This window comes from Paraburkholderia sp. SIMBA_030, from assembly GCF_046535245.1.
Lineage (GTDB): Bacteria > Pseudomonadota > Gammaproteobacteria > Burkholderiales > Burkholderiaceae > Paraburkholderia.
The window spans coordinates 25,004-49,700 of the sequence record NZ_JAWRXB010000001.1; the positions used below are offsets into that span (position 1 = coordinate 25,004).

21 protein-coding genes are annotated in these 24,697 nt (G+C 57.7%); 7 read left to right on the top strand and 14 right to left on the bottom strand.

Annotation, left to right across the window (positions count from 1 at the left end):
• Positions 1-57 precede the first annotated feature (57 nt).
• The 3 genes from SB772_RS00105 to SB772_RS00115 form a co-directional block, all read right to left on the bottom strand.
• The gene (locus tag SB772_RS00105) at positions 58-1,431 is read right to left on the bottom strand and encodes an MFS transporter (protein ID WP_410831213.1); all 1,374 of its coding nucleotides are present in this window, start codon (positions 1,429-1,431) and stop codon (positions 58-60) included.
• A gap of 22 nt (positions 1,432-1,453) precedes the next feature.
• On the bottom strand, positions 1,454-1,921 hold the full coding sequence (locus SB772_RS00110) for an aldehyde dehydrogenase family protein (RefSeq protein ID WP_410831215.1): 468 nt from the start codon (positions 1,919-1,921) through the stop codon (positions 1,454-1,456).
• Between the two features lie 142 nt (positions 1,922-2,063).
• On the bottom strand, positions 2,064-3,035 hold the full coding sequence (locus SB772_RS00115) for an amidohydrolase family protein (RefSeq protein WP_410831217.1): 972 nt from the start codon (positions 3,033-3,035) through the stop codon (positions 2,064-2,066).
• A gap of 268 nt (positions 3,036-3,303) precedes the next feature.
• On the opposite strand from SB772_RS00115, the gene SB772_RS00120 reads away from it, so the two are divergent.
• From SB772_RS00120 to SB772_RS00140, 5 genes are all read left to right on the top strand, one after another.
• On the top strand, positions 3,304-3,762 hold the full coding sequence (locus SB772_RS00120; RefSeq protein ID WP_410831219.1) for a MarR family winged helix-turn-helix transcriptional regulator: 459 nt from the start codon (positions 3,304-3,306) through the stop codon (positions 3,760-3,762).
• A 333-nt stretch (positions 3,763-4,095) separates the two neighbouring features.
• A complete protein-coding gene (locus tag SB772_RS00125; protein WP_410831221.1) occupies positions 4,096-5,019 on the top strand; it encodes an amidohydrolase family protein in 924 nt (307 codons plus the stop codon).
• Between the two features lie 33 nt (positions 5,020-5,052).
• A complete protein-coding gene (locus SB772_RS00130; protein ID WP_410831223.1) occupies positions 5,053-5,937 on the top strand; it encodes an intradiol ring-cleavage dioxygenase in 885 nt (294 codons plus the stop codon).
• A gap of 27 nt (positions 5,938-5,964) precedes the next feature.
• Entirely contained in the window at positions 5,965-7,038 is a 1,074-nt protein-coding gene (locus tag SB772_RS00135; protein ID WP_410831225.1) for a maleylacetate reductase, read from the top strand.
• A 71-nt stretch (positions 7,039-7,109) separates the two neighbouring features.
• Positions 7,110-7,793: a TetR/AcrR family transcriptional regulator gene (locus SB772_RS00140; RefSeq protein WP_410831227.1), complete on the top strand. Its 684-nt coding sequence runs from the start codon at positions 7,110-7,112 to the stop codon at positions 7,791-7,793.
• A 156-nt stretch (positions 7,794-7,949) separates the two neighbouring features.
• Here the strand turns inward: SB772_RS00140 and SB772_RS00145 are convergent, their stop codons facing one another.
• The 8 genes from SB772_RS00145 to SB772_RS00180 form a co-directional block, all read right to left on the bottom strand.
• A complete protein-coding gene (locus SB772_RS00145; RefSeq protein WP_410831229.1) occupies positions 7,950-8,897 on the bottom strand; it encodes a hydroxymethylglutaryl-CoA lyase in 948 nt (315 codons plus the stop codon).
• Positions 8,898-9,011: 114 nt separating this feature from the next.
• Positions 9,012-10,766, bottom strand: a complete 1,755-nt coding sequence (locus tag SB772_RS00150; protein WP_410831231.1) for an FAD-dependent oxidoreductase — start codon at positions 10,764-10,766, stop codon at positions 9,012-9,014.
• Positions 10,767-10,886: 120 nt separating this feature from the next.
• Complete coding sequence (locus SB772_RS00155) at positions 10,887-12,623, bottom strand: AMP-binding protein (RefSeq protein WP_410831233.1); 1,737 nt, start codon at positions 12,621-12,623, stop codon at positions 10,887-10,889.
• 138 nt (positions 12,624-12,761) lie between these two features.
• Positions 12,762-13,550: an enoyl-CoA hydratase/isomerase family protein gene (locus tag SB772_RS00160; RefSeq protein WP_410831235.1), complete on the bottom strand. Its 789-nt coding sequence runs from the start codon at positions 13,548-13,550 to the stop codon at positions 12,762-12,764.
• 66 nt (positions 13,551-13,616) lie between these two features.
• Positions 13,617-15,356 (bottom strand): CocE/NonD family hydrolase, encoded by a 1,740-nt coding sequence (locus tag SB772_RS00165; RefSeq protein WP_410831237.1) that lies wholly within the window; start codon positions 15,354-15,356, stop codon positions 13,617-13,619.
• Positions 15,357-15,613: 257 nt separating this feature from the next.
• On the bottom strand, positions 15,614-17,017 hold the full coding sequence (locus SB772_RS00170) for an MFS transporter (protein ID WP_410831239.1): 1,404 nt from the start codon (positions 17,015-17,017) through the stop codon (positions 15,614-15,616).
• 85 nt (positions 17,018-17,102) lie between these two features.
• Positions 17,103-18,203: a porin gene (locus tag SB772_RS00175; protein ID WP_410831241.1), complete on the bottom strand. Its 1,101-nt coding sequence runs from the start codon at positions 18,201-18,203 to the stop codon at positions 17,103-17,105.
• Positions 18,204-18,552: 349 nt separating this feature from the next.
• The gene (locus tag SB772_RS00180; protein ID WP_410831243.1) at positions 18,553-19,341 is read right to left on the bottom strand and encodes an enoyl-CoA hydratase/isomerase family protein; all 789 of its coding nucleotides are present in this window, start codon (positions 19,339-19,341) and stop codon (positions 18,553-18,555) included.
• Positions 19,342-19,930: 589 nt separating this feature from the next.
• Here SB772_RS00180 and SB772_RS00185 point away from each other — a divergent pair.
• Positions 19,931-20,689 carry a TetR/AcrR family transcriptional regulator gene (locus SB772_RS00185; RefSeq protein ID WP_410831245.1) on the top strand — a complete coding sequence of 253 codons (759 nt, stop codon included), beginning with the start codon at positions 19,931-19,933 and terminating at the stop codon, positions 20,687-20,689.
• A 192-nt stretch (positions 20,690-20,881) separates the two neighbouring features.
• Here SB772_RS00185 and SB772_RS00190 read toward each other — a convergent pair whose 3' ends face one another.
• The 3 genes from SB772_RS00190 to SB772_RS00200 form a co-directional block, all read right to left on the bottom strand.
• Complete coding sequence (locus SB772_RS00190) at positions 20,882-21,559, bottom strand: DUF1028 domain-containing protein (protein WP_410831247.1); 678 nt, start codon at positions 21,557-21,559, stop codon at positions 20,882-20,884.
• Positions 21,560-21,569: 10 nt separating this feature from the next.
• Positions 21,570-22,007, bottom strand: coding sequence for a RidA family protein (locus SB772_RS00195; RefSeq protein WP_410831799.1), 438 nt, complete (start codon positions 22,005-22,007; stop codon positions 21,570-21,572).
• 93 nt (positions 22,008-22,100) lie between these two features.
• Positions 22,101-23,441 carry a flavin-containing monooxygenase gene (locus SB772_RS00200; protein WP_410831800.1) on the bottom strand — a complete coding sequence of 447 codons (1,341 nt, stop codon included), beginning with the start codon at positions 23,439-23,441 and terminating at the stop codon, positions 22,101-22,103.
• A 223-nt stretch (positions 23,442-23,664) separates the two neighbouring features.
• Between SB772_RS00200 and SB772_RS00205 the strand changes: the two genes are divergently transcribed.
• On the top strand, positions 23,665-24,591 hold the full coding sequence (locus tag SB772_RS00205) for a LysR family transcriptional regulator (RefSeq protein ID WP_410831801.1): 927 nt from the start codon (positions 23,665-23,667) through the stop codon (positions 24,589-24,591).
• Positions 24,592-24,697 lie beyond the last annotated feature (106 nt).

Genomic DNA, 24,697 nt, shown 5'->3' on the forward strand with positions numbered 1-24,697 from the left:
TACATTAGCGATACTAATTTAATGATAGAAATATTGTCTCTAGATTTTCTCGACCAGCTAGCACTCGATGCAATCGATCCGATTTCTCCCCGAAACATGGCTGAGGAAAACCAGCATCAGGCACGATGCGAGTGCGGGCACCGCGGCCGCGACAAACAACGCCGTGTTCGACCATTGCAGTTCGATCAGTTGTCCCGCCACTACAGGACCGATAATCGAGCCCGCCCGGCCGATTCCCAGACTCCAGCCAACCCCGGTGGCCCGCAGCGAGGTTGGATAGAGTGTCGCGGTCAACGCATTGACCGCCGGTTGCCCGCCTACAATACAGATCCCGCTAATCAGCACGACCGCATAGCGTAATCCTGTCGATAGATCAGGGAGACCGACGGACGAGACCGAAATTGTCGCCACCAGAAAGCTGAGCGCCAGGACACGATAGAAGCCGAAGCGGTCCATCAACGGGCCCAGCATCAGCGCACCCACCGTGCCGCCGATCTGCAATGAGGTACCGATGAGCACAGCCGTCGACACTTCGTGGCCAACTCGCAAGGAAAGCATCGGAAGCCAGTTCGACAGGAAAAAGAGATCAAGCAGGTTCGCAAAGTTGATCCCCCACAGCAACAGCGTAATCGCGCCGCGGCCATTGCGAAAGAGCTCGCCAACTGAGGCCTTCGCTTGCGGCTGCCCGTGAACGGCAAAGCGGGTCCCAGGACCAACCCGGACGTTCGGTGCGATTCGCCCAAGCCACTGAACAATCCTTTCGCGGCTGCGCTGTTTGACCACCAGCAACTGGAGCGATTCTGGCAGATACCTGGCCATCACGGCGGCAATGACCAGCGGCAACATGCCCCCAACGAGGAACACCGACCGCCAGCCGATCGACGGGAGAAGAGCTGCGCAGAGAAGCCCTCCAGCGATTGCCCCACCCGTGAAGCCGCACGAAACCCATGTCATCAGAGACGCCCGATGTCTCTGCGGACTGTACTCGCTGACCAGCGCGATAGCGTTACCCATCACGCCACCGATACCGAAACCCGTCAGGAAACGAATGACAAGAAATTCCGGCACACTTTGAACCAGGGTGGTCCCGAGCATGCATAACCCATAGAAGACGGTCGCTCCGATCAGCACCGGCCGGCGCCCCGTGCGATCGGCCATGGCGCCGAGAACGATGGCGCCCACGAGCATCCCCAACAGGCCGGCGCCGAAAACAGGGCCGAGTTCGGCCGGACTGATGCCCCACGTCCGAACAATCGCAGGTGCGACAAATCCCATTGTCTGCACGTCGAATCCATCCATTACCACCGAGCAACCGATCATTACCATGATCCATTTCTGGAAGGTGCTCAGTGGCTGGCTATCGATCAGCGCACCAATGTCGACGATCGAAGCATGTGTCTCTTCCGCGCGCTGCGCAGTATCGGGGGTCACTATTCACCTCGTGGTGTTTAAACTAGAACGGATAAGCCGGGAGATCGTCGCGGCTCGTCACCCACTTGGCGAGCGTTACCGCGTCGTAATCGTTCTTGAACACAGTCACTGCGGCGACGGGACCGAAGATCTCTTCCTCAAACGCAGGCATTCCCGGTGCGACGTCTACCATGACGGTCGGCTTAAAAAACAACCCGTCGCGTGTACCACCGGCGAGAACTTTCGCGCCCTTGCCCGCCGGCTCCTCGACGATGCGGTCGACGTTTGCGGCCTGCCGTTCATTGATGATGGGGCCGAGATGGAAATTGCCCTTGAAAGGGTCACCAACCGATAGCGCCCTGGCGCGCCGGACGAGGCTTTCAATGTACGCGTCAGCAATGCTTTCATGTACGAGGTGCCGGCCCGCGGACATACAGACTTGCCCCTGATGCAAAAACGATCCCCACGCCCCAGCGCTCGCCGCAGCTTCGACATCGACGTCGTCAAGCACATTTCCGCGCCGGTCGCCTTCTCGGTCACCGGGATCGTACCCGCGGCCCCGGTTTTCCACCCGCCGCTATGGATCTTGTTGCGCCACACGGCTGCTGATGCCAATTCAGTCACGGACATTCGATTTCTCCCTATTCCTCGTATCATTCAAGACCGAACAAACGCCCTGCGTTTTCCCGTCCAATCTTGACGCGATCAGTTTCGCTGATCGAGCATGTGTCGAACCACTGGGACGCCTCGTCATGTGTTTCGAACGGATAGTCGACCGAATACATGATCCGGTCACTGCCCATTTCCAGCATTGTGGACAGCAGCGTCTGGGTTCTGAAGTTCCCGCTCGTTGTGACGTAGACGTTCTCCCTGAGATATTCGCCGACGCTGCGCTTGCAGGGCAGTCCTCGCGGCGCCTTCTGGAGAATGTGGTCGACACGCCAGACGTTGAACGGAATCCCCTCGCCGAGATGACCAAGTATCATTTGAAGCTTGGGATTGCGGTCGAACAGACCCGACGTTATCAACCTCAGTGCGTGAGTACTCGTTTCAACCGCGAACGCCCAGGTCGCAGCGGTCAGCCACGGAAAACCGTCGTAGATCGGTTCACGGGACGGCAACGGATCGCGGGGATGCATATAAAAAGGCTTGCCAAGCGCCGCCGCGTTCGTCCAGAAATCGGTGTACTGCGGGGCGTCGTAGTACACGACATTTTCCGCATTGCCTACCTGGGAAAAGCCATTCACCATGAAGCCGTGAAATCCCAGATCCTTCACAGTTCGTTCGAGCTCACGTGCCGCAGCTTCGGGGTCCTGCATCGGCAACGCGGCGAACCCGCCCAGGCGAGTTGGATGCCGGGAAACATGTTCGGCGAGGACGTCATTGGCTCGCTTCGCGACATCAATCGCCTGTTTGGCGTCCGGGATGCCCTGAATGCCCGGCGAGTTGAGTGACAGGATCGAATACTCGGTCCCGCCCTGCTCCATCCGCTCGAGTCTCTGCTGCTCAATGTCCATCAGATTGGACTTCAGCATTTCCCAAACGGGCGCAGGCGCATAAATTTTCGACTGCTCGATAGTGAGGTCTATCGCAAAGTGCTCTTCAAGCGCAATCTTGTTTCTCATCAATCTGCTCCAGTTCAACGCGTCGCAACCTCATCTGCAAAAGGAAGATGAAGGGCATCACATGGGTTTGTTTAGCTCGGCTCGATATTTGATTTTTCAAGTATATGCACCTGACTGTACTTGATTTTTCAAGTACATGTACTCCATGTAAACCCTCGACCTGTTGACGACCGCCGACCGCACTTCGATCCGCGATCACTATCGAATGGCGTATAATTGAATTTTCAAGTATATAAATGTAGTCCAACCCTCAGTTTTGGCGACGATCTTGAACACTTCCAAGCGACCAGAAGAACTGGAAAAAGCGGTTCCCTTCCTGATGGCGCGTGCCACCAGCCGAATGGGAAACGCGTTCTCGAAGGCACTTAAACCGTTTGGCCTGAATCTCAGCGAGTGGCGAGTCTGTGCCTCGCTTCTGTATGTTCCGGGTCAGACTTTGTCTGAACTTTCTCTCCATGCATCGTCCGATATTTCGGCTCTCTCAAGGATCATTGATCGTCTCGAGGGGCAGGAGTTGGTGCGACGGGAGAGGAGCGCGACCGATGGACGGTCGATCAGAGTTGTCCTGACGGACAGAGGAGAAGAGCTTGCTCTGCGCATCGTCCCTGTCGCAAAGCGCCACGAGTCGGTGGTTCTCTCTGGCTTCACCGCCGGCGACGTCAAAGTGTTGCGCTCCATGCTGCTCAGGTTGTTCGAAAACGCAGGCGCACTTGACGATCTGCCTTAACCTCGCCCGAACGGTCATTTTTTCGCGTGGAATCAAGCCGATATCAGTCCAACGAAACCCGCGACGGGTTGGTTCGTGAATCGATAGTATGGTCGCAACATTCACTCGTTCATCTCCTGAGTGACAAAGCATCATTGCACTTGATAGAACGTTAGGACCTCCTTCAAGCCGGCCCGGCGGATGTGACTTTGCATCAATCTGACCGGAAGCGCGTGGGCGGTTGAATTCCTCACTAAACTTTGCAGATGTAAAAAATAACGTATAAGATGGATCTAAGCCGAGGAGGGAAAGCCCCTCCCGATGCTAAAGAATTGTTCATAGGAGACGACGGCCATGCCGAAGCGAAAAATTGACACGCACCAACATTTTCTGCCAAAGCTCTACATAGACGCGGTTGGACTGGACTTGCTGACTGCGGCGATGCCGGGCGGTGTGGCCCCAACCTGGTCCGTCGAGGCAGCCATCGCGATGATGGATGAAAACGGCATCGACGAGGGAATCCTGTCCATCTCCTCCGGTCCCACACTTCCGGACGCGGCGACACTGCTGAGAAAATGCAACGACCACGCAGCGGATCTCAGATCCCGGCATATCGGACGGTTCGGCTCCTTCGCGAGCTTGCCGCTGCCAGACGTCGATGCAGCACTGAAGGAAGTCAGCTATTGTCTTGACGAGTTGAAGGTTGATGGTTTCATTGCTTTTACGAACTACAACGGACTGTATCTGGGGGACGAGCATTTCACGCCGCTGTGGGAAGAATTGAACAGGCGCGGGACCGTGGTTTTCGTTCACCCCAACCAGCCGCCTCACGATGTGCCGCCGGTCGCTCCGGCGTCCGTGCTCGAGTATCCATTCGAGACGACACGTACAGCCACCAGCCTGATCATTTCAGGTGCGATGAATCGCTTCAGAAACATCCGGTTCATCCTTTCGCATGCAGGGGGGACGCTGCCGTTTCTCGTACCCCGCCTCGCCCTCTCGATTTCCATGATGCCCGCGGTGGCCGAGCGCGTGGGTGACACGTTGGCGGCGGTGAGATCCTTCTACTTCGACACCGCACTTTCCGCCGGCAATTCGCCCCTCAGTGCGCTGACGCAAGTAGCAGACCCCGATCACATTCTCTTCGGGACGGACTTCCCGTTTGCACCGACAAATGCAATCCGACAATTCGGGAAAGTGCTCGATGGCATCCAGATTCCCGGCATTGAGTTGGACAAGGTGTACGGGGAAAATGCTGCCCGGTTGCTTGCGCGCTAACTGTACTGGCAATGCGGAGTTCAAGGAAAGACGATGCGCAATATCAACGAAGACACCATCACCCAAGCGGTGCTCGCGGCAATGACCGGCTGTAACAACGACAGGCTGCGCAGTGTGATGACCAGTCTTGTCCAGCATTTGCATTCGTTCGCAAGAGACGTGAAGTTGACCGAAAGTGAGTGGCGGTATGCAATCAACTTCCTCACCGAGGTTGGCCATATCACCGACGAAAAACGCCAGGAGTTCGTACTCCTGTCGGACACGCTCGGTTTGTCGATGCTGGTTACGACACAGAACAACCGCAAGCCAGCCGAATGCACGGAAGCAACTGTTCTTGGGCCCTTCTTTGTTGCAGGCGCCCCCGGGTACAGGAACGGCGAAGATATCTCCAACGGTGCAGCGGGTCTCCCCTGCTTTGTTGCCGGCCGCGTTCGAGGTCTTTCGGGAGAACCTGTAGCCGGGGCGGCGATCGAGGTCTGGCAATCCGATGAAGACGGCTACTACGACGTGCAGTACGGAGACCCTCTGGATACAAAGGTAGAGTTTCAAGCCCGTGGTCGTTTGCAGACGCTGCCTGACGGACTCTTTCATTTCCGCTCGATTCTCGCTGAGGCCTATCCCATTCCGCACGATGGACCGGTTGGTCGAATGCTTGATGCGCTCGGACGCCATCCGTGGCGCCCAGCCCACCTGCACTTCTGGATCACGGCGCCAGGGTACGAGCCGTTGATTACACACGTGTTCCGGAACGGGGACAAGTATCTCGACTCGGACGCCGTATTCGGCGTACGCTCAACTTTGATTGTCGACTGGATCGAGCACTCGCCAGGTGTCGCACCAGACGGCACTGCGATGGACACCCCGTTTTACACGCTCGATTACGACTTCGTGCTCAACCCTTCGGCGCACGGGTCATGAACAGGCACATTCTCGTCGGAACCCGCCATGTCGACATCTGAATTCGTCTATAACGGGCGCGGCACGCGTGTCGTCTTCGGGTCCGGCTCACGCACCCACATCGAACGTGAATTGCACACGCTTCAGGTACGCCGCGCGCTGGTTCTGTGCAGTCAGGAGCAACGCACATTGGGTGTATCGGTTGCCGATCAATTGGGTGTGCTCGCAGCAGGTGTCTTTGATCGAGCTGCCATGCACGTGCCCGTTGAGCTGATCACGGAAGTACGCACGGTTGCCGCGTCGCTGAATGCCGACTGCCTCATCGCCGTGGGCGGCGGCTCGGCAATCGGCCTCGCGAAGGGTCTTGCTCTTGAGACGAGCCTGCCCATTCTCGCCGTGCCGACCACCTACGCTGGCAGTGAGATGACGCCCATATTCGGGTTGACCGAATCGGGCCTGAAACGGACAGGCACCGATTTGCGCGTATTACCCAAAACGGTAGTCTACGATTCAGACCTTACCCTGACTTTGCCAGTAAGCATGTCCGTGACAAGTGGCATCAACGCAATCGCACACGCGGCAGAAGGTTTATATTCACGCGATGCCAATCCTCTTACCAGCCTGATGGCCGAAGAGGGCATCACGGCGCTCGCGCGCAGCTTACCCCAAATCGTCGCACAGCCGAACGACCCTTCCGCACGCGCCGATGCGCTCTATGGCGCCTGGCTTTGCGGCACGGTACTCGGAAGCGTCGGTATGGCGTTGCATCATAAGCTATGTCATACGCTCGGCGGCAGTTTCAATCTACCGCACGCACCCACCCATACCGTTGTGCTGCCCCACGCCCTGGCGTACAACACCTGCGCTGTGCCCGGTGCGATGAGACGGATTGCGCGGGCGCTCGGGCACGAAAGCGCAGCGCAAGGTCTTTACGAACTCGCGCGCGCAAACGGTGCGCCCATCGCTCTTAAGGAGATCGGCATGCTCGAGGAACACCTTGACCAGGCCGCCGACATTGCCTGCAAAAACGCTTACTGGAACCCCCGTCCGCTTGAACGCGGAGCAATTCGTGCGTTGCTGCAGCGGGCATTTGACGGTAGCGCACCAAATGATGGGTTGTAGAACGCGTTTCGTCCGGACCAAATGAGCTAGACACCCAATATTCACTTCAACGTGTCACAACGTATTCGCAGATGGCATCACGAACACTACCTGATGCAAGAAATGTCCGGACGCGTCGCCCGACGGAACTAAAGCGTGCTGAACAGCAGCGCGCGCAGGAAACTCGTTCGGCCATTTTAAACGCAGCTCTTACGGAGTTTTCATCGAAGGGTTTCGAAGTCGCGAGTATTCGTAGCATTGCAGACCGAATTGGGATGCAGCATCCACTCGTCACCTACCACTTTCGTTCCAAAGAAGTTCTGTGGCAAGCGGTGGCCGAATATGTATTCGAACGTGTCCGGCAAGAACGCGATGCAAGTCTGTTCAGCTTCGGTCCGGCTAGCGCGGTCGATCGGCTCAAGCTGGCTTATAGAGCGCTATTTCGCTTTACTGTAGAGTTTCCCGAGTTTCACCGCTTCATACTTCAGGAATCGCTAGGTTCCAGCTCGCGGCTGCAATGGCTCGCGGATACTTTCCTGAAACCGCTAATCAGCTGGTTGCTGCCACAAATCCGCGCCGCCCAGAAGGAACACGCGCTACCCAACGTAGAGCCTATTGTTTTCCACTATATGTTGATTAGTCTGACGTCGACCCTCTCGGGCTTCGGTCCGGAGTTCCTGGCGACCTGTGATCTGTCACCGTCCGATCCGGCGCTGGCCGAAGAATATTGGCGCACCGTAGAGCAACTCATGTTTGGAGCATTGGCATCACGCTAGGGAGGCCGAGGAAACGATGCTGCAAGTTCAGCCCGCCCATCCAGCCAGTATGGCGCTTGATCACGCTTTAAAAACACGCGGCAGGCGCCGCGACCCGCAACGCGGTATTGCGCCGACGCCCGCTCGAAACGGCCGATCTCCGTTGGCACAACAACATCAGTTGCGTGCCCTGCGCGCTATCAGTGCCTTACCCGCGCGCGCGCCGTTCTCGCGGCCCATTTTCTGACTCACCCAATCACCAATCGAAACGACGGCGTCCAGGTCAATTCCAGTTTCAATCCCGAGGCCGTCCAGAAGGTAGAGCAGATCTTCAGTAGCGACATTGCCGGTGGCGCCTTTGGCATAGGGGCAACCGCCCAGTCCACCAACGGACGCGTGGAACATTGTCATTCCGACCTGAAGAGCGCCGACGATATTTGCCAATGCCTGCCCATAGGTGTCGTGAAAGTGGCCAGCGAGAGACGCCAACGGAAACTCCCTGGAAGCCGCTTGAACAACTCGCTGAACCTGGTGCACCGTGCCTACCCCAATCGTGTCGGCAATGTCGATTTCATCACACCCCAGATCGCGAAAGCGCCTGACCATATCGACGACGGCATCAACGCTCACCGGCCCCTGGTACGGGCATCCGAAGGAGCATGAAATGCTGGCGCGCAATCGCAATCCCGCTGCTTTCGCCACACGCGCGACCGGGGAAAAGCGTTCGAGCGATTCCGCGACAGAACAATTGATGTTGCGAAGGGAAAATGCTTCGCTCGCGGCACCGAAAATGACGACCTCGTCGACCTTGTTCTCAATCGCGGCTTCAAGCCCTCTCATGTTGGGTGTCAGTGCGGCATACGAGACCTCCGCCTCGCGATCTATCCCAGCCATGACTGCCGCACCGTCGGCCATTTGCGGAATCCATTTTGGCGACACAAAGGACGCCGCTTCGATTCGTCGTACGCCGGCGCCAACGAGTCGATTGACCAGTTCGATCTTAACGTCGGTCGGTATGAACTTGCTTTCCGCCTGCAGACCGTCTCTAGGCCCGACCTCGACAATGTGTACGCGCTTTGGAAGACCGCTATTCATGCCCTCCCTCCAGCGTTCCCGCTGATTCATTTTGAACTCCATTTCGTGGCAAGGGTCGACGCCTCGCAGCGTGGGGCACGATTGCGAGACCGCAGAAACAGTTCCATCAAGAATGATGGCCACATGTCAGCTAACCTTCCGCATTTACCTTGAGAGCACCTGCCTCAATACCCGGCGAAGCTCGGATGCCGGATCATTCGGCAACGTGAGGCTACGCCACGCCACATGATGGTCGGGGCGGGTCAATACGCAACCACTGTCGCCGATTTCACGCACGCGAGCCCAGTCGCCTGTGTGGTCCGCATAGGGCTGCCGCGGACCAATAACGTGTACGCCGACCTTCAACCCCATCTCCTCACCGACTCTTGAGGCAGCCTCGACCCATGCTTCGCCCCCAAGACCGGTGAACAATACGAATCGTCCGTGTCCTGCGAGGTCAAGCGTGGAGTGTTGCCGTCCACGGGAGTCAAAAATCCAGGCATGCGGTAGACGCGCGCCGGGCCATGTCGTCGCCTGGTAATACAGCTCGCGGTCACGCGTGAACACCGGTTCGGTTTGCCCATCGGTCACCGCAGCGCTCGAGTGATAGCGTTGATTCATCTCCACGCCCTGGGCGTCCAGTTCATATCGCTTGAACGCCAACGCTTCCCGAATTTCATCCCGCTGTTTTTCCGCGGCCTCGGTGGACCCGCTTCGAGCATGCATATTCGCTTGCAAGACTTCCGCGTCGTTCGATTTGTCAATGCCAAGCGCGCTATAGAGCGGGGCAAATTCGGCAATCGACTGGTTCGCGCGGGTGACGACCTGCTTGGCGATCGGCGCACGCTCAGCCGAATAGGTATCGAGAAGCGCTTCACCCGCCTGCCCCTTGATGACTTCCGCGAGCTTCCATGCGAGGTTAAACGCATCCTGAATCGACGTGTTGGAACCCAACCCGCCGGACGGTGGGTGCCGGTGGGTCGCATCGCCCATGCAGAACACTCTCCCCTCCTGCATGCGAGTCGCGTACATGTTGTTCACGGTCCAGGTATTCGCGCCCAACAGTTCGATCTCGAGATCCGGCTTGCCCACCAATTGGCGTGCGATCGTGGTGGCCTTTGCCTCGTCCACTACCGGCGCAGGCCCGTTGATGTCATAGCCCCAAACAATCAACCACTCGTGCCAAGGCCGAACCATTCGGATGAGGCCCATCCCGATACCGCCCACTTCGGCGCCCGGTTGCATGATTGGGTACAACACTGCCGGGCGGTGCGCAACGAATTCAGACAGGTCCGCGCGGAACCAGATGTTCATCGACCCTCGCACACCCATCTGCCCTTCGAAAGGCAGGCCCGCGTCCTTTGCGACCTTGGAGTTCCCTCCGTCTGCGCCGATAAGGTACTTTGATCGGACCGTGAACTCCTCCCCCGACAATCGGTCACGGCAGCGCGTGAGAACACCCTCGTCAGTTTGCGTATGACTCAGATATTCCGTGCTCATCCGCGCCTCAGTTCCTCGTGCACAAGCCGTTTTGAAAAGCAGCGGCTCCATGAACGTCTGCGGCAAATCGTTCATCTTTGTCGGACTCGACAATTGACGTTCCGCTCTTGAGAGCGGATGCAGTCCCCAACTGGGCACCCTGCCGATCTCCTCACCGGTCAGACTTTCGCAGAAAACCGTCCCGCCCATCAGATCCTGATCGGTCGCGTACAGGTAAGCCTCCTGCTCCACTTGCTGACCGAGGTCGCGCAGGACCTCCATGGTGCGAAGGTTCGTGATGTGCGCTCGAGGCGTGTTGGCCAGCCAACGATACTGGTTGACGACCATGTTGTTGATACCGTACGTCGAAAGCAGCGCGGCACAGGCGGAGCCGGCTGGTCCCGTCCCGACGATGAGTACGTCCGTGGTTATTTCATACATTCGACACCTCCAATTGTCATGCCTTCGCACCTCGCCACGTCCGAATATTTCGGATACCTAATTCCATGCGAGCTTGCGAGTCCCTGTTTTTTGCGATCCTTCCCGGCTTTCACTAACCTGTCAGGCGGTCTTGTGTTCGGTCAGATTTAGATAGCGGATCATCTCCTCACGCATTGCAAACTTCTGTACTTTTCCCGTAACAGTCATTGGCAATTCGTTAACGAAGCGAATATATTTTGGCACCTTATAGTGTGCGATCTGCCCTCGGCAAAAGTCTCTGATGTCCTCCTCAGTCGAACCCTCACCTTTTCGAAGCACGATCCAGGCGCACAACTCCTCGCCGTTCTTCTCATCCGGCACGCCAAACACCTGCACATTCTGTATTTTTGGGTGCCTGAAGAGGTACTCCTCAACTTCGCGAGGATAGATGTTCTCTCCCCCTCGGATCACCATGTCCTTCAACCTTCCGACGATGTTGCAATATCCGTCGGCGTCGATCGTTGCGAGATCGCCCGTATGCATCCATCCGTCAACGATGCTTTCCCGCGTCTTTGTCTCGTCCTCCCAGTACCCCAGCATTACCGAGTACCCTCTTGTACAGAGTTCTCCCGTCTCACCGATCGATACGGTATTACCGTCGAAATCAACGATCTTTACCTCGAGATGAGGTTGAATCCGCCCGACCGTTGTCGTGCGCTTATCTAGCGGATCCGTGGTTGCGCTCTGAAACGACACGGGACTGGTCTCTGTCATTCCATACGCAATGGTGACCTCCCGCATATGCATGTTCGTCACGACCTGATACATTGTCTCGACAGGACAGGGCGACCCTGCCATGATGCCGGTCCGGAGACTGCTCAGGTCAAACGATGAGAACTCCGGATGCCCCAGTTCGGCGATAAACATGGTCGGCACCCCGTGAAGCGCGGTACAACGCTCTTCCGAGACGGCCGCGAGGGTCGCACCGGCGTCGAATCCTTCGCCCGGGAAGACCATCTGCGCGCCAACCGACACGCACGCAAGTACCCCGAGCACCATGCCGAAACAGTGGTACAGCGGGACCGGAATACAGAGTGAGTCCGCTTCGGACAGCTTCATCGCCATGGCAACAAAACGCCCATTGTTGACAATGTTCCGATGTGTCAGCGTTGCACCCTTCGGACTACCGGTGGTGCCGCTCGTGAACTGGATATTGATCGGATCATGGGAAGAAAGTGTTTGCTCGACGGTATCGATTACCTCACGCCCTTTGTCTCGAAGAATCCCCTCTCCGCGCTGCATGACCGCGTGAAATGACATGACGCCCGATACGCGCCAATCACCCACGGAGATCACCGCACGAAGGTCCGGCAGACGTGCGGCCCTCAACTCGTCCGACTGCTGCGATGCGAGTTCAGGCGCAACGTCGAGCAACATCGAAATGTAGTTCGACGTTTTGAAACTCTCGGCAGTGACGAGCGCTTTGCATTTCACTTTCTGTAGCGCGTACTCGAGTTCCGTCACGCGATAGGCCGGGTTGATGTTGACCAACACCGCACCGATGCGCGCTGTCGCGAACTGCGTGAGCAACCATTCGAACCGGTTGGGAGACCAGATGCCGACACGGTCCCCCTTCTCTATTCCCAATGACAGGAAACCTGCGGCGAGCTGATCGACATGGTCGTCGAATTCCTTCCATGTCCACCGTACAAGTTGTTCCCGGAATGCCACAGCTTGCTGATCGGGAAACCGACGTGCTGTTTCCCTTAGAAACTGGCCGACTGTGGACTCGCTCAACGGAACGTCCGTCGAACCCCGTACGTAGGCAACGCCATCGGCAGGTGCATCGAGCGTAAGGGAACTGGGTAAAGTGTGCATGAAGCCATCCTCCATCGTTGCTGCGCGTTTCTGCCAGAAAGTCTGTCGAATCGAGGTTATGTAACGGTTGCAACGACACCGGACCTTATCGAAGGCCCCGCACCGAAGACGCTTGTGTCTGCCCCAGCCTGCGGCAGGCTATTTCCCATGAAAAACCATCTCGCCCGGCTCCTGGTCGAGGTCGAACGCCTCGGCCGTGTTGATGAAACCTCGCGTGGCGTCCTCTGTGTTGTATAGATCCATGCAAACATCCAGCATGACGGCATCCGCACCGGAGACGCCGCCGCTCGACCACACCTTGAGCAATGTGCGCGTAGCCGCGTACGAAAGCGTCGGACCGTCGGAGAGACGCGTAACCAGCTCGGCAGCAACACGTTCGAGCGCATCGGGTTCAGCCACGTGCGTTGCAATCCCGAGGTCTCGGGCCACGCTGCCGGGAATCGATTCACCCAGCATCGCGAAACGGGACGCGTTGCTACGCCCCACTCGCTCAGCCAGCCGCTGCAGCGCTCCCGCAATGGGAAGCATCGCCGTCGTTACCTCGACGCATCGGAACACCGCGTCGGTCGCCGCCACGATGAAGTCGCAGTTCAACGCGAGTTCAAAGCCTCCGCCAAAAGCCAGACCCTGCACCACCGCCACCGTCGGAACCCGGAGCGCTTCGATCGCACGATACGAAGTGTTGATTTCCGCGACGAATGTACGAAACCAGTTCACGTCCTTTCCTGGCCATTCGCGAACCTCTCCACCGAGACTGAAGTTGGGCCCCTCGGCCCGAATGACCAGTACCCGGATGTCGCTTTCGCTAGCTTCGTGAACCGCCTCCCGCAGACACTCCGCAAACCGCGTATCGAGCCGGTTGTAGGGCGGATTCGCCAGAACGATATGCCCAACCTTCCCGTCGCGCTCGAAACGTATGCTTTTCATCGCCTAACCTCACTATTCAGTCAAATTCACCAGGCGTCCGTGACGCTCAGGAATGTTTCATAAAATTCAGGAATTCTGTTTATTCAGTGGAATGATTGGAAGAAGCAGATGTGAGGGACGATCCGCGTCCCGGTAAACCTTGTGAGTGACCGTATTGCTGCTGGTTACGTGATACGGAATGTACTCGACGTCGGTCATCGCGCCCGTTCCCGTTGGCGCGTCCATGCTGCAGATCTCGATACAGATCCGATGGCCGGCCTTGAACTGGTTTGCCGTTGCGAGCACCTGGATTTCATACTTGACGATCTCGCCGGGTGTGACCGGCGCGATCGACTCTTTCGTCAATTTGTGGAACGGTTCCGCAGGCTTGGTTCGGTCAGGATCAGTTGCGCGGTATGACGCTTTCAGCCAGCCGCGGGTAAGTTCACGCTCTGGCAGCGTCTCTGGAACCGCTCGTTCGCCGACGCGGGCAGTAACGACCGATACGTCCGGACCCACGTCCTTGAGTACAACGATCCAGTTCGTGTCTGTCTGGTCAATCTCAGCGTAGAGCGTCAGCGCAATGGGACCCGCCACCAATACGTCCTGTGCAAGCGGCTCGGTCATGTAGCGCAGGCGCTCGACCCTGGATGTCTTTTTCAGCGGCATTTGCGTGAAAACATCAGGCTCCCGATGCGCGTTACCAACCTCCGCCGAAGGTCGAGGGGCGTCTGTGGAAAGCTGCTCCCAACCTGCAAGGTAGTATTTCGCCCATTGCGTCTCAGGCAAAGGCCAATCCGTGCCCGTGCGCCATTCGTTGGCGCCCATGACCCAGTAACGAACCGGGGGTTCATCCATGATGCCCGTATCGATACCTTTCAGCCAGTAGTCATACCAGCGAATAACTTCGTCGTGGTATTGATGGAACGGCCGCTCCAGATGCGCAGGGCCCGTAAAGATCAGCTTGCGCGGCTGTTTGACATTGCCGAAGTAATGCTGGGCGCCAAGCCAGTGCAATTTGTACGTGTAAGCGTAGGCACCAGAACCCGTATAGAACGGCACCTTGATCGACTTGAAAATTTCCTCGGCGCGCTCGACAGTCCCTTCTGGCTCCCAAGGGTTCGTCATGATGTGGTACATCACCCCCGTGCGCTGCCCCTTCTGCGTCAGGATGTTGTACAGGTTGATGTACATCTTGTAGTCGGGATTGCGCATGGCTGCGCGCCAGAGTTCCTCTTGCGCATCAGGTAACGTGCCCGGCACACCGCGCGGTTCATGCACAGTACTGAAAACGTCAAGCAGGTACGGGAACGTGTGAATGACGCCACCGGGATTGAAGTCCCGAAACCCGAACATACCGCCGTATGCACTACACGCGTCGTACGGAAAGATTGCCTTGAGCGCGGGGTGTCCCTGTGCCGCCGCCCGCCATTGTTCACCGGCAAAACCCGAGATCCCCACCATTCCGACCTTGCCGTCGGACCACGGCTGCTGTGTGATCCATTCGATCATGTCGTAGTGGTCAGTATTCTCCGAGCCGTAGTGGCCTTCCGACTTGGCGGAGCCGCGCGGTTGCGCAATAACGTGCACGTAACCATTGGCGATGAAGCGGCGAGTGTCCCCGGCTTCTATGGGCCCGAACCAGAGCGGCGCATGCGCAGGTTGCGGGGGCAAGACATCCGCAATATCCGGACCCTGAAGATCCTTGTTGTGCAGCGCTGAAGCGTACAGCACGGGATATTTGCCGTCCGCATCCGGTCGATAGACGTCTACCGCGAGACGGGTTCCGTCCCGCATCGTTACGACGATGTCGCGTTCTTCAATCATGTCTCCTCCTTCGTTGACCTGTTCGGCGTCAACACACAGCCCTCTTAAGGCCGAAAATGTGCTTTTACCCGCCGACATGCGCTTCGCGTTCGCTCTTCGAGAGCCGCACGATCAGGCAGGTTTCGTAACTCACTATACTTCACGATCGTAAAGTCTGCAAGACGAACGACGTGCCGAAGATAAAAATTTGAATCCCAAATGAGTTGCGACTCCGGAACTGCTACACGCCCAGGATCTCGGGTGCTAGTGCCATACCGTCACTGCGTGGTGCTGTTTGGCAACGGTGGATCACCTGCCGATCCCGTACTGATGTCCGTCGCGTGTTCGTTCGATATTCGCCGTTGAGCAGAGAGCACTCGGGCCATGACGGTCATGCATACGCAAGCCACCAGGAGCGGTATCGACAACAACGCGCAGGTGAGCAGATAAGGAAAACCCGATATGACTATCAGGCCAATCAACGACGAACCGACAATTGACCCCAGCCGTCCGATCGCAACGTTCCAGCCACCGCCGGACGCGCGAAGCGCAGTGGGATAGAAAATACCCGGAATAGTGTTGACACAGATCAGCGGGCCTCCAACAGCTATGCCGGACAAGAAGACCACGCTCGCGCGCCACTGGGTGGCTTCGGACATGCCCAAGGCTATGACAAGCAGCGAGCCTGCGCCGAACGCCACGGAAACGACCGACGCCACGTTATAGCGACGGACAAGGATAGCGAAAAGAACCGCGCCGCCGAGCGCACCGAACTGGAACATTGACGACACTTGCGAGGCGTCGTGCATCGATAGCCCCATCTGCTTCAGGTGTGTCGGCATCCAGCTTCCAATAAGAAAGAACACCAGATAGCCCGCGAACTCCGCAAGCCACGTCAACACGGTGCCGAGCCGGTATTTCCCGCTCAATAGTGCCCTGCTTCCGCGTATCGATTCGCGTGTTTCGGCGATGAATAAATACATTCCAGAGCAGTCTAAAGACGGAAACACTTTGCCGAGAATTCGTTGCGCCTCGTCATTGGACCTTCCACTGGCCACGATGTAGAGCGGCGACTCCGGTACTTGCCATGCGAATAAGGCAACGACCCCCAGCGGCAAAAGACCACTGAGTACCAGCATGCCTCGCCACCCCAGTGTCCCGATAGCCAAGGACGTCACCAAACCAGCGGCTGCCGCACCGAAAAGAAATCCACAGTAAGTCGATGCGAGCATCGCTGACCGTGAACGGTCGCGGCTATATTCCGCGACGATTGCTGACGTAGCGGGCATCGCTGCTCCGATACCGAGGCCGGTTATGAAACGCAAGGCAACCAGCTGAAATATCGACTGTGCTTCGCTCGATATCACACCCGCGATTCCAAACCAGGCGATTGCCACAATGCTCACTGTTCGGCGACCGACACGGTCAGCCAGTGTTCCGCCAACGATCGATCCAATCAGTAATCCCGTTAGTCCGAAGGCCACCAGAGGTGAGAGCGCGGCGCTCGATAGCTGCCAATGCTGGCTTATCGCAGGCGCGATAAAACTGATCACGATGGTGTCGAAACCTTCGATCGCTGTTGCCGCGAAGCAGATGAGGAACACCGTCCACTGCATACGCCCCATAGGCATATCGTTAAAAATCTCGCGCACATCCCGCTTGGCATCGCCTATGCTGTTCATCGCATTGTCCTTGATGATCGGCCACCTGGTTCCGGTGTCGATCTGATTTCATTTGTCTCTCGACGTCACCGACATCACCTGTTCGTTAAAACCGGTGACGGATTCCAACCCGCAACAAGCCCTGGGTTTGTCCACGCGACGGTGAAGGAATCAACGTGATTTGCGCCTGAGTCGCCGAACCCGCCGCTTTCAGCAGTTCGGCCGCAAAGTAAACGTCCGTCCGCTTCGAGAGGAAATAGTTGGTGTAGAGATCGATCGCCCGATAGATTGGCGTCGCCGAGGTCGCATCCACTTTGCCGTGCGTGTAGATGTACGCCGCACCTGCGAACAGAAAGGGCGTAATGAAGTAGCCGACGTTTGCCTCGTAGTTGTCAAACCGCACGTCACTGCCAAGAAAGCCTTTCTTGAATTGCGTCGACGTGTACACGAAGGCAATTGAAGCGCCGCCGATCTTGTACGATGCACCTACCCCTGCGATGGATTCGCTTTCCGCGTTCTGCACGTACGGGGCATATATGATGTTTCGCGGCGTGATGCTATCGAATGCGGCAGCATACGGATTCTTGATGATCGTATAGGCAGCCGCAACATGCAGTGGGAAGCTTATCCCGCTGTAACTCAGTCCCACCGACGTCACGCTATTCGTGGAGAATTGTCCGGGCTGCCCACCAAAGCTATAGAGCGCACCAAATGTGAACCCTCCAATTTTGGGGCTAGCGTATTTGACCGAGTTGTTGATGCGTATGCTCCCTCCGACGTTGTCGACGTCACCGGCGTGAGCGAAGTAGACCGCCCAGTTCAAACCGGCAGCAACGGGGGAGAGCATTTCGGCTACTTCCTCGTATTGACGCCCAAGCGTGAACGTCCCATACGGGCTTGAGATTCCAACGTACGCCTGTCGGCCGAACAGACGGCCATTGTTCGACAGGTTTCCGCTAGACACGTCAAAGCCGTTTTCCAACGTAAAGACCGCTTTGTAACCTCCACCCAGGTCTTCGGCGCCACGCAGCCCCCATCTGGACAGCGATCCACCTCCACTTTGAAGCAACCAGGCTGAATGTCCGTTTTGATTGCTTGCGTAGGTCAAGCCCTCATCCAACAGACCGTACAGTGTGACGGAACTTTGGGCGTACGCCACCGCAGGCGTGACACAAAAAAGCGCGGCGGCCCACAACAATTTCTTCATCTCCAGTCTCCTCTGTCATTTTGAATGCACTACCAACTGGCACATCAGAGGTGCTGAAAGAAGGATATGTCTAAATTTTCCGTTCGTATAGTTTAATTTGGATAGGAGTATCCCCAGGTATGCTTCGCCTGACGAATGAAGGGAACGGGTGCCTGACACCACACAGGGACCTGGAAGGGAATTTGAATCTGGCAGCCCATCAGATCGGAAATCGATGCTGACGTCGCGCAGTAGCGACTTTACGAAGACGCCAACTGGCAAAGGAGATATGGATGTGTTGACCAGCGTCAGATAACAGCAGCTCAATTCAGGACTTTTGCAGACTTTCCTTGAGACAGGACTTTCATCATCAGGTCGATGCGCTTCTGGGTGAATCAGAGTCCGCGACGAATTGCGCGACTCGCTGGGAAAACGCTTTCGTCGACGCGCATCGCAGGAACGCACGTTTTTCCTGTTCAAGATGGCGCTCGAGGTTATCTTCGGCCACCATCCCAACAAGCGATTTCATTTCTCTGACCGCTGCCGCGGGTATATCGATGACTTTCCGCGCGAGCGCCAGACTGGCGTCCTGCAAGGAAGCGGGTTCGGCAATGCTCTGGACGAGCCCTAGCTGTCTAGCCTCGTCCGCATTCAACGAGTCGCGCGTCAACAGGATCTCGAATGCCCTCGCCGCCCCCAATCGACGCGCCAGATGAAAAGACAGACCGCCGTCGCTAGATGTTCCCAGCTTGGCGTAGCCGACGACAAAGCGGGCAGCGCTCGACGCGACCACCAGGTCGCACGCCATTGCCAGCGAAAAGCCCGCACCTGCTGCCGCCCCTTGAACGCTAGCGATCACAGGTATCGGCAAGCGCCGCATCGCCACAATCGTGGCGTTCAGTGCGCCAATTAGCGATTCGAGGTAGGAATCGGAACGCTGCAGTCCGTCAAAAATCTGGCGAAGATCTCCGCCGGCTGAAAATATTCTGCCTCTGGCTTGAAGTATCACTGCGCGATACTTCGACGACCCCTCAACCTCGCGGAGGGCGCCCAACAGTTCATCGCAGAAGACCTTGTCGATCGAGTTCGCGCGAGCCTCGTCCACCATCGTGACGAAGGCGATGTCGTCACTTGATGTCAGCGTGATTTTGCTTTCCATCTGTCCTTGATCCGTTAATCAAATCTGTAGGCGGATTCAGTTCTGTCGTCGGCCGGGCGGAACACCTGGACCAGTCAAGCTATCTTCATTATACTTTACGTTACGTAAATTTAAAGGAAAATCGGACAGCATAGGACGACGGATCGACTGAACACGCGGCATGTGCGATACAATTTTTGTCTGACGATTGGACTTCTTTAGCCTCGTGATTTTGCCGAACCAGGATTGCATCACGGCGATCACCCATGAGCATATTGACAACGGCATTCGGTTCTCAGGCAACGATCGTCTGCGAGCGACCTCGGGCGACGTCAAAGCTATACGGACGGCATGCCTCGTCTCGCTCGAAGTTGTCGCCGCGTGAGGCCGGCGGTAGTCAAATAGTGTGTTACTGTGCCGGCCAAATCGCCTGTGCTCAACGGGTTCAGCGACGGTCAGGATTCGGCGGCGAGTGTGTGATACCGTTGTGAAGCCCGCCTTCGTTAACGGTCGCGGCTTGCAACGCCTACGCAGTGTTGGCCTGTCAGAAGGCGGAAGGCACTGGAGCACAGAAGCAACGAAATAACGAAATTTCCAATCGAGAAACCAAATGGCGGACAGCACAGGTTCCAAGAACGTTGGCAACAAAAGCAGACCAACCGAACTCAGACGTGCAGAGCAGCAGCGGGCGCAGGAAACCCGCTCCGCGATCCTGAACGCGGCACTTGCCGAATTCGCCACGAAGGGCTTTGAGGCCGCGAGTATTCGTAGCATCGCGGATCGCATCGGATTGCAACATCCGCTTATCACATACCACTACCGATCCAAGGACGACCTCTGGCAGGCGGTGGCGGAGTTTGTGTTCGAACGCATTCGCCATGAATGGGACGCCTACCTGACCGATACTCCCCCTGCCATGGCGGCGGACCGGGTAAAACTTGTGTATCGAGCCCTGTTTCGATTCACGGTTGATTTTCCGCAGTTTCATCGCTTCATGCTTCAAGAGTTCCTCGTGTACAGCCCTCGTTTGCAGTGGCTCGCCGACACCGTGCTCAAGCCATTGATCAACTGGTTAATTCCACAGATTCGCGCGGCTCAGGACGAACACGCCTTGCCACGAGTCGAACCGATCCTCTTGCACTATCTCATGATCAGCCTGACCTCAACGCTTTCTGGATTCGGCCCGGAAATGCTGGCGACCAGCAATGTTTCTGCGTCCGATCCCGCCGTTGTTGATGCGTATTGGCAGATGGTCGAGGCACTCGTCTTCAGGAAACAACCGGAGACGCAACGTTCGGACAAGGCCGAATCACGTTCGGGCAAATCCGGTAATCGGCCCCGCGCATCCGCACGCGTGAAGAGCAGTTGAGGTATTCCGCGCTACTGCCCGTTATCCATTTCTCAGTCGGCATTGATTAGTGTCGGGTTGCGGCTCGTCCAGTTGAAAAGCTGACCGTGATGGCCGCGGGAATGAACGTGCGCAGCTTATCCAGCGCCACTCCGTCAGGCATGCATCTACTAAAACGAAATCAGCCGGTCGAGTAGTTGACGGCTCGACAACTCATTCATCACCGGGCACTCCGTAGCTTGGCGCTGCAGTCGGATTCAACGCCCGCGTCAGGTAGTCCTGCATTTGCGGTCGATAGGCTTGCCACAGCGCATCCAGTTGTCCGATCGGGCCTGCATCGGCCCAGTCGACCCGCAGATCGACGATCGGCCAGATCACGTCGCCCACCACCTTGAGCGCCGCCGAGTGCACGGGTCCCGCTTCACCACCGGCCGCGATTGCGGCGCGCATCGACGACAGCAGGCGGTCGGCAAGCATGCCGGGCGTTTTCTCGAATGCCTGAACCATGGCTTCGATCACCTCCGCGCCCGCCAGCATGTTGCCGGCGGCCACGCACTGCTCACCCGCCACGGCGTGATGAACGCCCAGCGCTTCCTCACCGGTGAAAAACGCCGTATGGCCCTGACCATCGATTACCGTCACCTGTCGATACTGGCTCCATCCGTCGGCGTCGAGCGCCCGGCCCAAGGCCGCAGCAGGCGCAAGCTGCCTGTCGTCGAGGAAGTCGAGGATCTGCGGCCCGAGGGCGGGCAGCGTGACATTTTGTGTCGCCACTGCCCCTACACCCGCGCGCACCCACGGGCATCGAGCACCCACCGAGATGCTGGATGAACTGATAGCGATCCCAAGCTGGCCAGTTTCCGGGCAGCGTCCGACGATGGAGAATGTCATGTCCTCATCCTTAAGCCTGATTCGGCTTCCAGTTATCCGGAATCACCGCGATCACGTCGATCTCCATCAGCCACTGAGGCTGACCCAGGGCGCTAACCACGAGGCCGGTCGAAATCGGGAAGACCCCCTTCAGCCATTTGCCGACTTCCTGATACACCGGCTCGCGATAACGAGGGTCGGTCAGGTAGGTGGTGGTTTTGACAATATGGGACAAGTCGCTACCCGCTTCCCCGAGCAATTGCTTGACGTTTTTCATGGCCTGCTCGGCCTGAGCCCGCGGATCGCCGAGCCCGATCAGGTTGCCCTCGAAATCCGTGCCCACCTGTCCGCGCACGTAGACGGTGTTGCCGGCCCGCACGGCCTGACAGAGGTCGTTATCCAGCGATTGGTTCGGGTACGTCTCCCTGGTGTTGAACATGCGGATGCGGGTGTGTGTAGGTTGGTTCATCATGCGCCTTGATCGTAGTGAGAGAATTCCGTCCAGCCCGATGAAGAGGAAGCCCGACAGGCCGCCGCGGCGCCGACGGACTTCCCTACCGTGTCAGTCGAGAAGGTCCGCGAGAGGTTGCGAATCAGGTTGTGCGCCATCAGGTCCAGGCTTTTGACAGTCCTCTGCCTGACGCTGCGACGCATCACGATACGAGAGATATCTGCGCTGCGTGGCGATGTGGTCCGCAATGTGCATGGCATCGTGCCAAACGCCCCAGATGAAACTGGAGCCACGACGCGACAACCACGGCAGGCCCAGAAAATAGACGCCGGGTTCGGTCGACACGCCTCGTTGGTGTTGCGGCTTACCGTTTGCGGCGAAGGCATTGACGTTCAGCCAGCCGTAGTCGACCGAATAGCCGGTCGCCCACACGATCGAGGTAACGCCAGCCTCGGCGAGGTTGAGTTCGAGGAGGGGATGAGTCACGCACTCCGGATCGGGAAGGGTCCTGCGGGCCTCGGGTTCTTCCGGAAGATCCAGTCCATTCCGGGCAATATACGCGTCAGCTGCATCGAGCAGTGCCATGTAGTTCTCGTCACCGCGAGCCAGGTTGCCTGCAAGGTCCGGTTCGAAAGCGACGACGCCGCAATCGAACGACTTCGTCAAACCGACAAGCGTTATTCCCTGATTCGCAAGCGCCCGGAAGTCAACCGTATGACCGCCACGCGCACCGCTTACAGCAATGGTGACGTGCTCCCTGCCCGGCGTCGCGACCTCCCTGTCCCATTCGCCAAGAACGCCCAGCCACCAGCAGTAATCGCGGTTGCGATAGGAGCGTGGAGGCCGATCGTGCGGCCCGACCGACAGATACACCTTCTTGCCTGACCGCTGCAGTTCATCCGCGATCTGCACGCCTGACGACCCGGCGCCAACCACCAGCACGGCACCCGCGGGCAGTTGGCCTGGATTGCGATAATCGGCAGAGTGGATCTGCGTGAGTTTCTCGTCTTTAGGCGCGATCGGCGGAATCAAGGGACGTTGGAACGCTCCGGTAGCGACCACTACACGGTTGGCCTCGACGATGCCCTCCGATGTCTCAACGGTGAAGCCGGGCCGGCCCGCGCTACGTACCACTTTCTTCACCTCCACGCCGGTGCGGATGGGAGCGTCGAATTTCCTGGCATAGGCTTCGAAATAGTCCGCGACCCGCTCTTTCGAGGGAAACGCGTCGGGATCGAGATCGTCGAACTCCAGCCCCGGAAACCGGTCATGCCAGGCCGGGCCGTTGGCAACCAGCGAATCCCAACGTCCCGTGCGCCAGCGTTCAGCGATACGGCTGCGTTCCAGGACGAGGTGCGGCACCCCTTGTCTGCTCAGGTGTTCACTCATGGCCACGCCGGCCTGGCCGGCGCCCACAACAAGCGTATCGATTGACGTTTTTTCAGCTGTCATGGCTGTTTCCCTTTGAAAGGCGGCTTGATTCGGGGCGGTCATGGCTTCGCCGTCGGTGTAAAGGCCGCCATCGCGGAAAGCTATCCGCACTGATGAGTGCAATCTACGCTCGCACTGCGCATCCGAAAAACATATTTCAAAAATGCAACTCATCGCTTTTACCTATGCAAACGAATTTCTGTCGGCGCACAATCGCGACAGATGGAACGTCGAAGGACATGCGATGGAAGCGGGCCAATTGCACTATTCGCTGCGGCAGTTGCGGTACTTCGTGGTCACCGCGGAAGTGCTGTCGTTCACCGCGGCGGCGAGGAAACTGCACATCTCGCAGCCATCGGTCTCGACGGCGCTCGCCGAACTGGAGACGTCGTTCGGCGTGCAGTTGTTCATCCGTCATCACGCGAGCGGCCTGTCGCTCACCCAGGCCGGTCGTGACATGCTCGGACAGGCGCGCAATCTGCTGAAGAATGCGGAAGAACTGCAGTCAGCCGCGCGCGAGATGGATGGCGGCATGTCGGGCGCGATCGCGCTCGGCTGCATGGTCTCGCTCGCGCCGCCCGTGATGCCAGTGCTCATCAGCCGTTTCATTGCGAGCCATTCGGGCGTCAATTTTCGGACCCAGGAAGCGCATCAGGACGACCTGCTGCGAGGCTTGCGCGACGGCACGCTCGATCTCGCGCTCACCTACAGCCTCGATCTCACCGACGAAATCGCGTTCACGCCACTGGTCTCGCTGCCGCCCTACGTGATCCTGCCGAAGCTGCATCGGCTCGCCCGCGCACGTGCCGTTTCGCTAACCGAACTGCTCGACGAGCCTTACGTGATGCTCGACCTGCCGCACAGCCGCGAATACTTCGCGGCGCTGTTCGACGCGGCGGGCAGGCGGCCGGTACCCGCCTTCCGTTCGACGCAGCCGGAAGTGGTGCGCGGCATGGTTGCGAACGGGCTCGGCTACAGCATCCTGAACTTCCCGCTGAAATCGTTCAGAACCGTGGACGGAGCGGACTTCGTGATCAAGCAGTTCAAGGAAGACGTAACGGCTACGACGCTTGGCGTTGCGCAATCGCGCGAACTGAAACCACGTCAGGTAGTGAAGCGCTTCGCGGAGTTTTGCGAGACGCAGATCCGCGAATTGCATCGCAATGGCTGAATCGGATGGCCGGCGTGCTGCATAGGAAAAAACTGGCTTTTACATCCGAAAACAATATTTTGGCTAGCAATTTGACTTGATAGATTGATGTCCATCGCAACGCAAT

Coding starts and splice junctions, on each gene's coding strand:
- SB772_RS00205 (WP_410831801.1), top strand. CDS start 23,665: ATGGAAGCGGGCCAATTGCACTATTCGCTGCGGCAGTTGCGGTACTTC.
- SB772_RS00155 (WP_410831233.1), bottom strand. CDS start 12,623: ATGCACACTTTACCCAGTTCCCTTACGCTCGATGCACCTGCCGATGGC.
- SB772_RS00125 (WP_410831221.1), top strand. CDS start 4,096: ATGCCGAAGCGAAAAATTGACACGCACCAACATTTTCTGCCAAAGCTC.
- SB772_RS00195 (WP_410831799.1), bottom strand. CDS start 22,007: ATGAACCAACCTACACACACCCGCATCCGCATGTTCAACACCAGGGAG.
- SB772_RS00180 (WP_410831243.1), bottom strand. CDS start 19,341: ATGGAAAGCAAAATCACGCTGACATCAAGTGACGACATCGCCTTCGTC.
- SB772_RS00160 (WP_410831235.1), bottom strand. CDS start 13,550: ATGAAAAGCATACGTTTCGAGCGCGACGGGAAGGTTGGGCATATCGTT.
- SB772_RS00115 (WP_410831217.1), bottom strand. CDS start 3,035: ATGAGAAACAAGATTGCGCTTGAAGAGCACTTTGCGATAGACCTCACT.
- SB772_RS00130 (WP_410831223.1), top strand. CDS start 5,053: ATGCGCAATATCAACGAAGACACCATCACCCAAGCGGTGCTCGCGGCA.
- SB772_RS00140 (WP_410831227.1), top strand. CDS start 7,110: ATGGCATCACGAACACTACCTGATGCAAGAAATGTCCGGACGCGTCGC.
- SB772_RS00145 (WP_410831229.1), bottom strand. CDS start 8,897: ATGAATCAGCGGGAACGCTGGAGGGAGGGCATGAATAGCGGTCTTCCA.
- SB772_RS00200 (WP_410831800.1), bottom strand. CDS start 23,441: ATGACAGCTGAAAAAACGTCAATCGATACGCTTGTTGTGGGCGCCGGC.
- SB772_RS00150 (WP_410831231.1), bottom strand. CDS start 10,766: ATGTATGAAATAACCACGGACGTACTCATCGTCGGGACGGGACCAGCC.
- SB772_RS00165 (WP_410831237.1), bottom strand. CDS start 15,356: ATGATTGAAGAACGCGACATCGTCGTAACGATGCGGGACGGAACCCGT.
- SB772_RS00135 (WP_410831225.1), top strand. CDS start 5,965: ATGTCGACATCTGAATTCGTCTATAACGGGCGCGGCACGCGTGTCGTC.
- SB772_RS00175 (WP_410831241.1), bottom strand. CDS start 18,203: ATGAAGAAATTGTTGTGGGCCGCCGCGCTTTTTTGTGTCACGCCTGCG.
- SB772_RS00185 (WP_410831245.1), top strand. CDS start 19,931: ATGGCGGACAGCACAGGTTCCAAGAACGTTGGCAACAAAAGCAGACCA.
- SB772_RS00190 (WP_410831247.1), bottom strand. CDS start 21,559: ATGACATTCTCCATCGTCGGACGCTGCCCGGAAACTGGCCAGCTTGGG.
- SB772_RS00170 (WP_410831239.1), bottom strand. CDS start 17,017: ATGAACAGCATAGGCGATGCCAAGCGGGATGTGCGCGAGATTTTTAAC.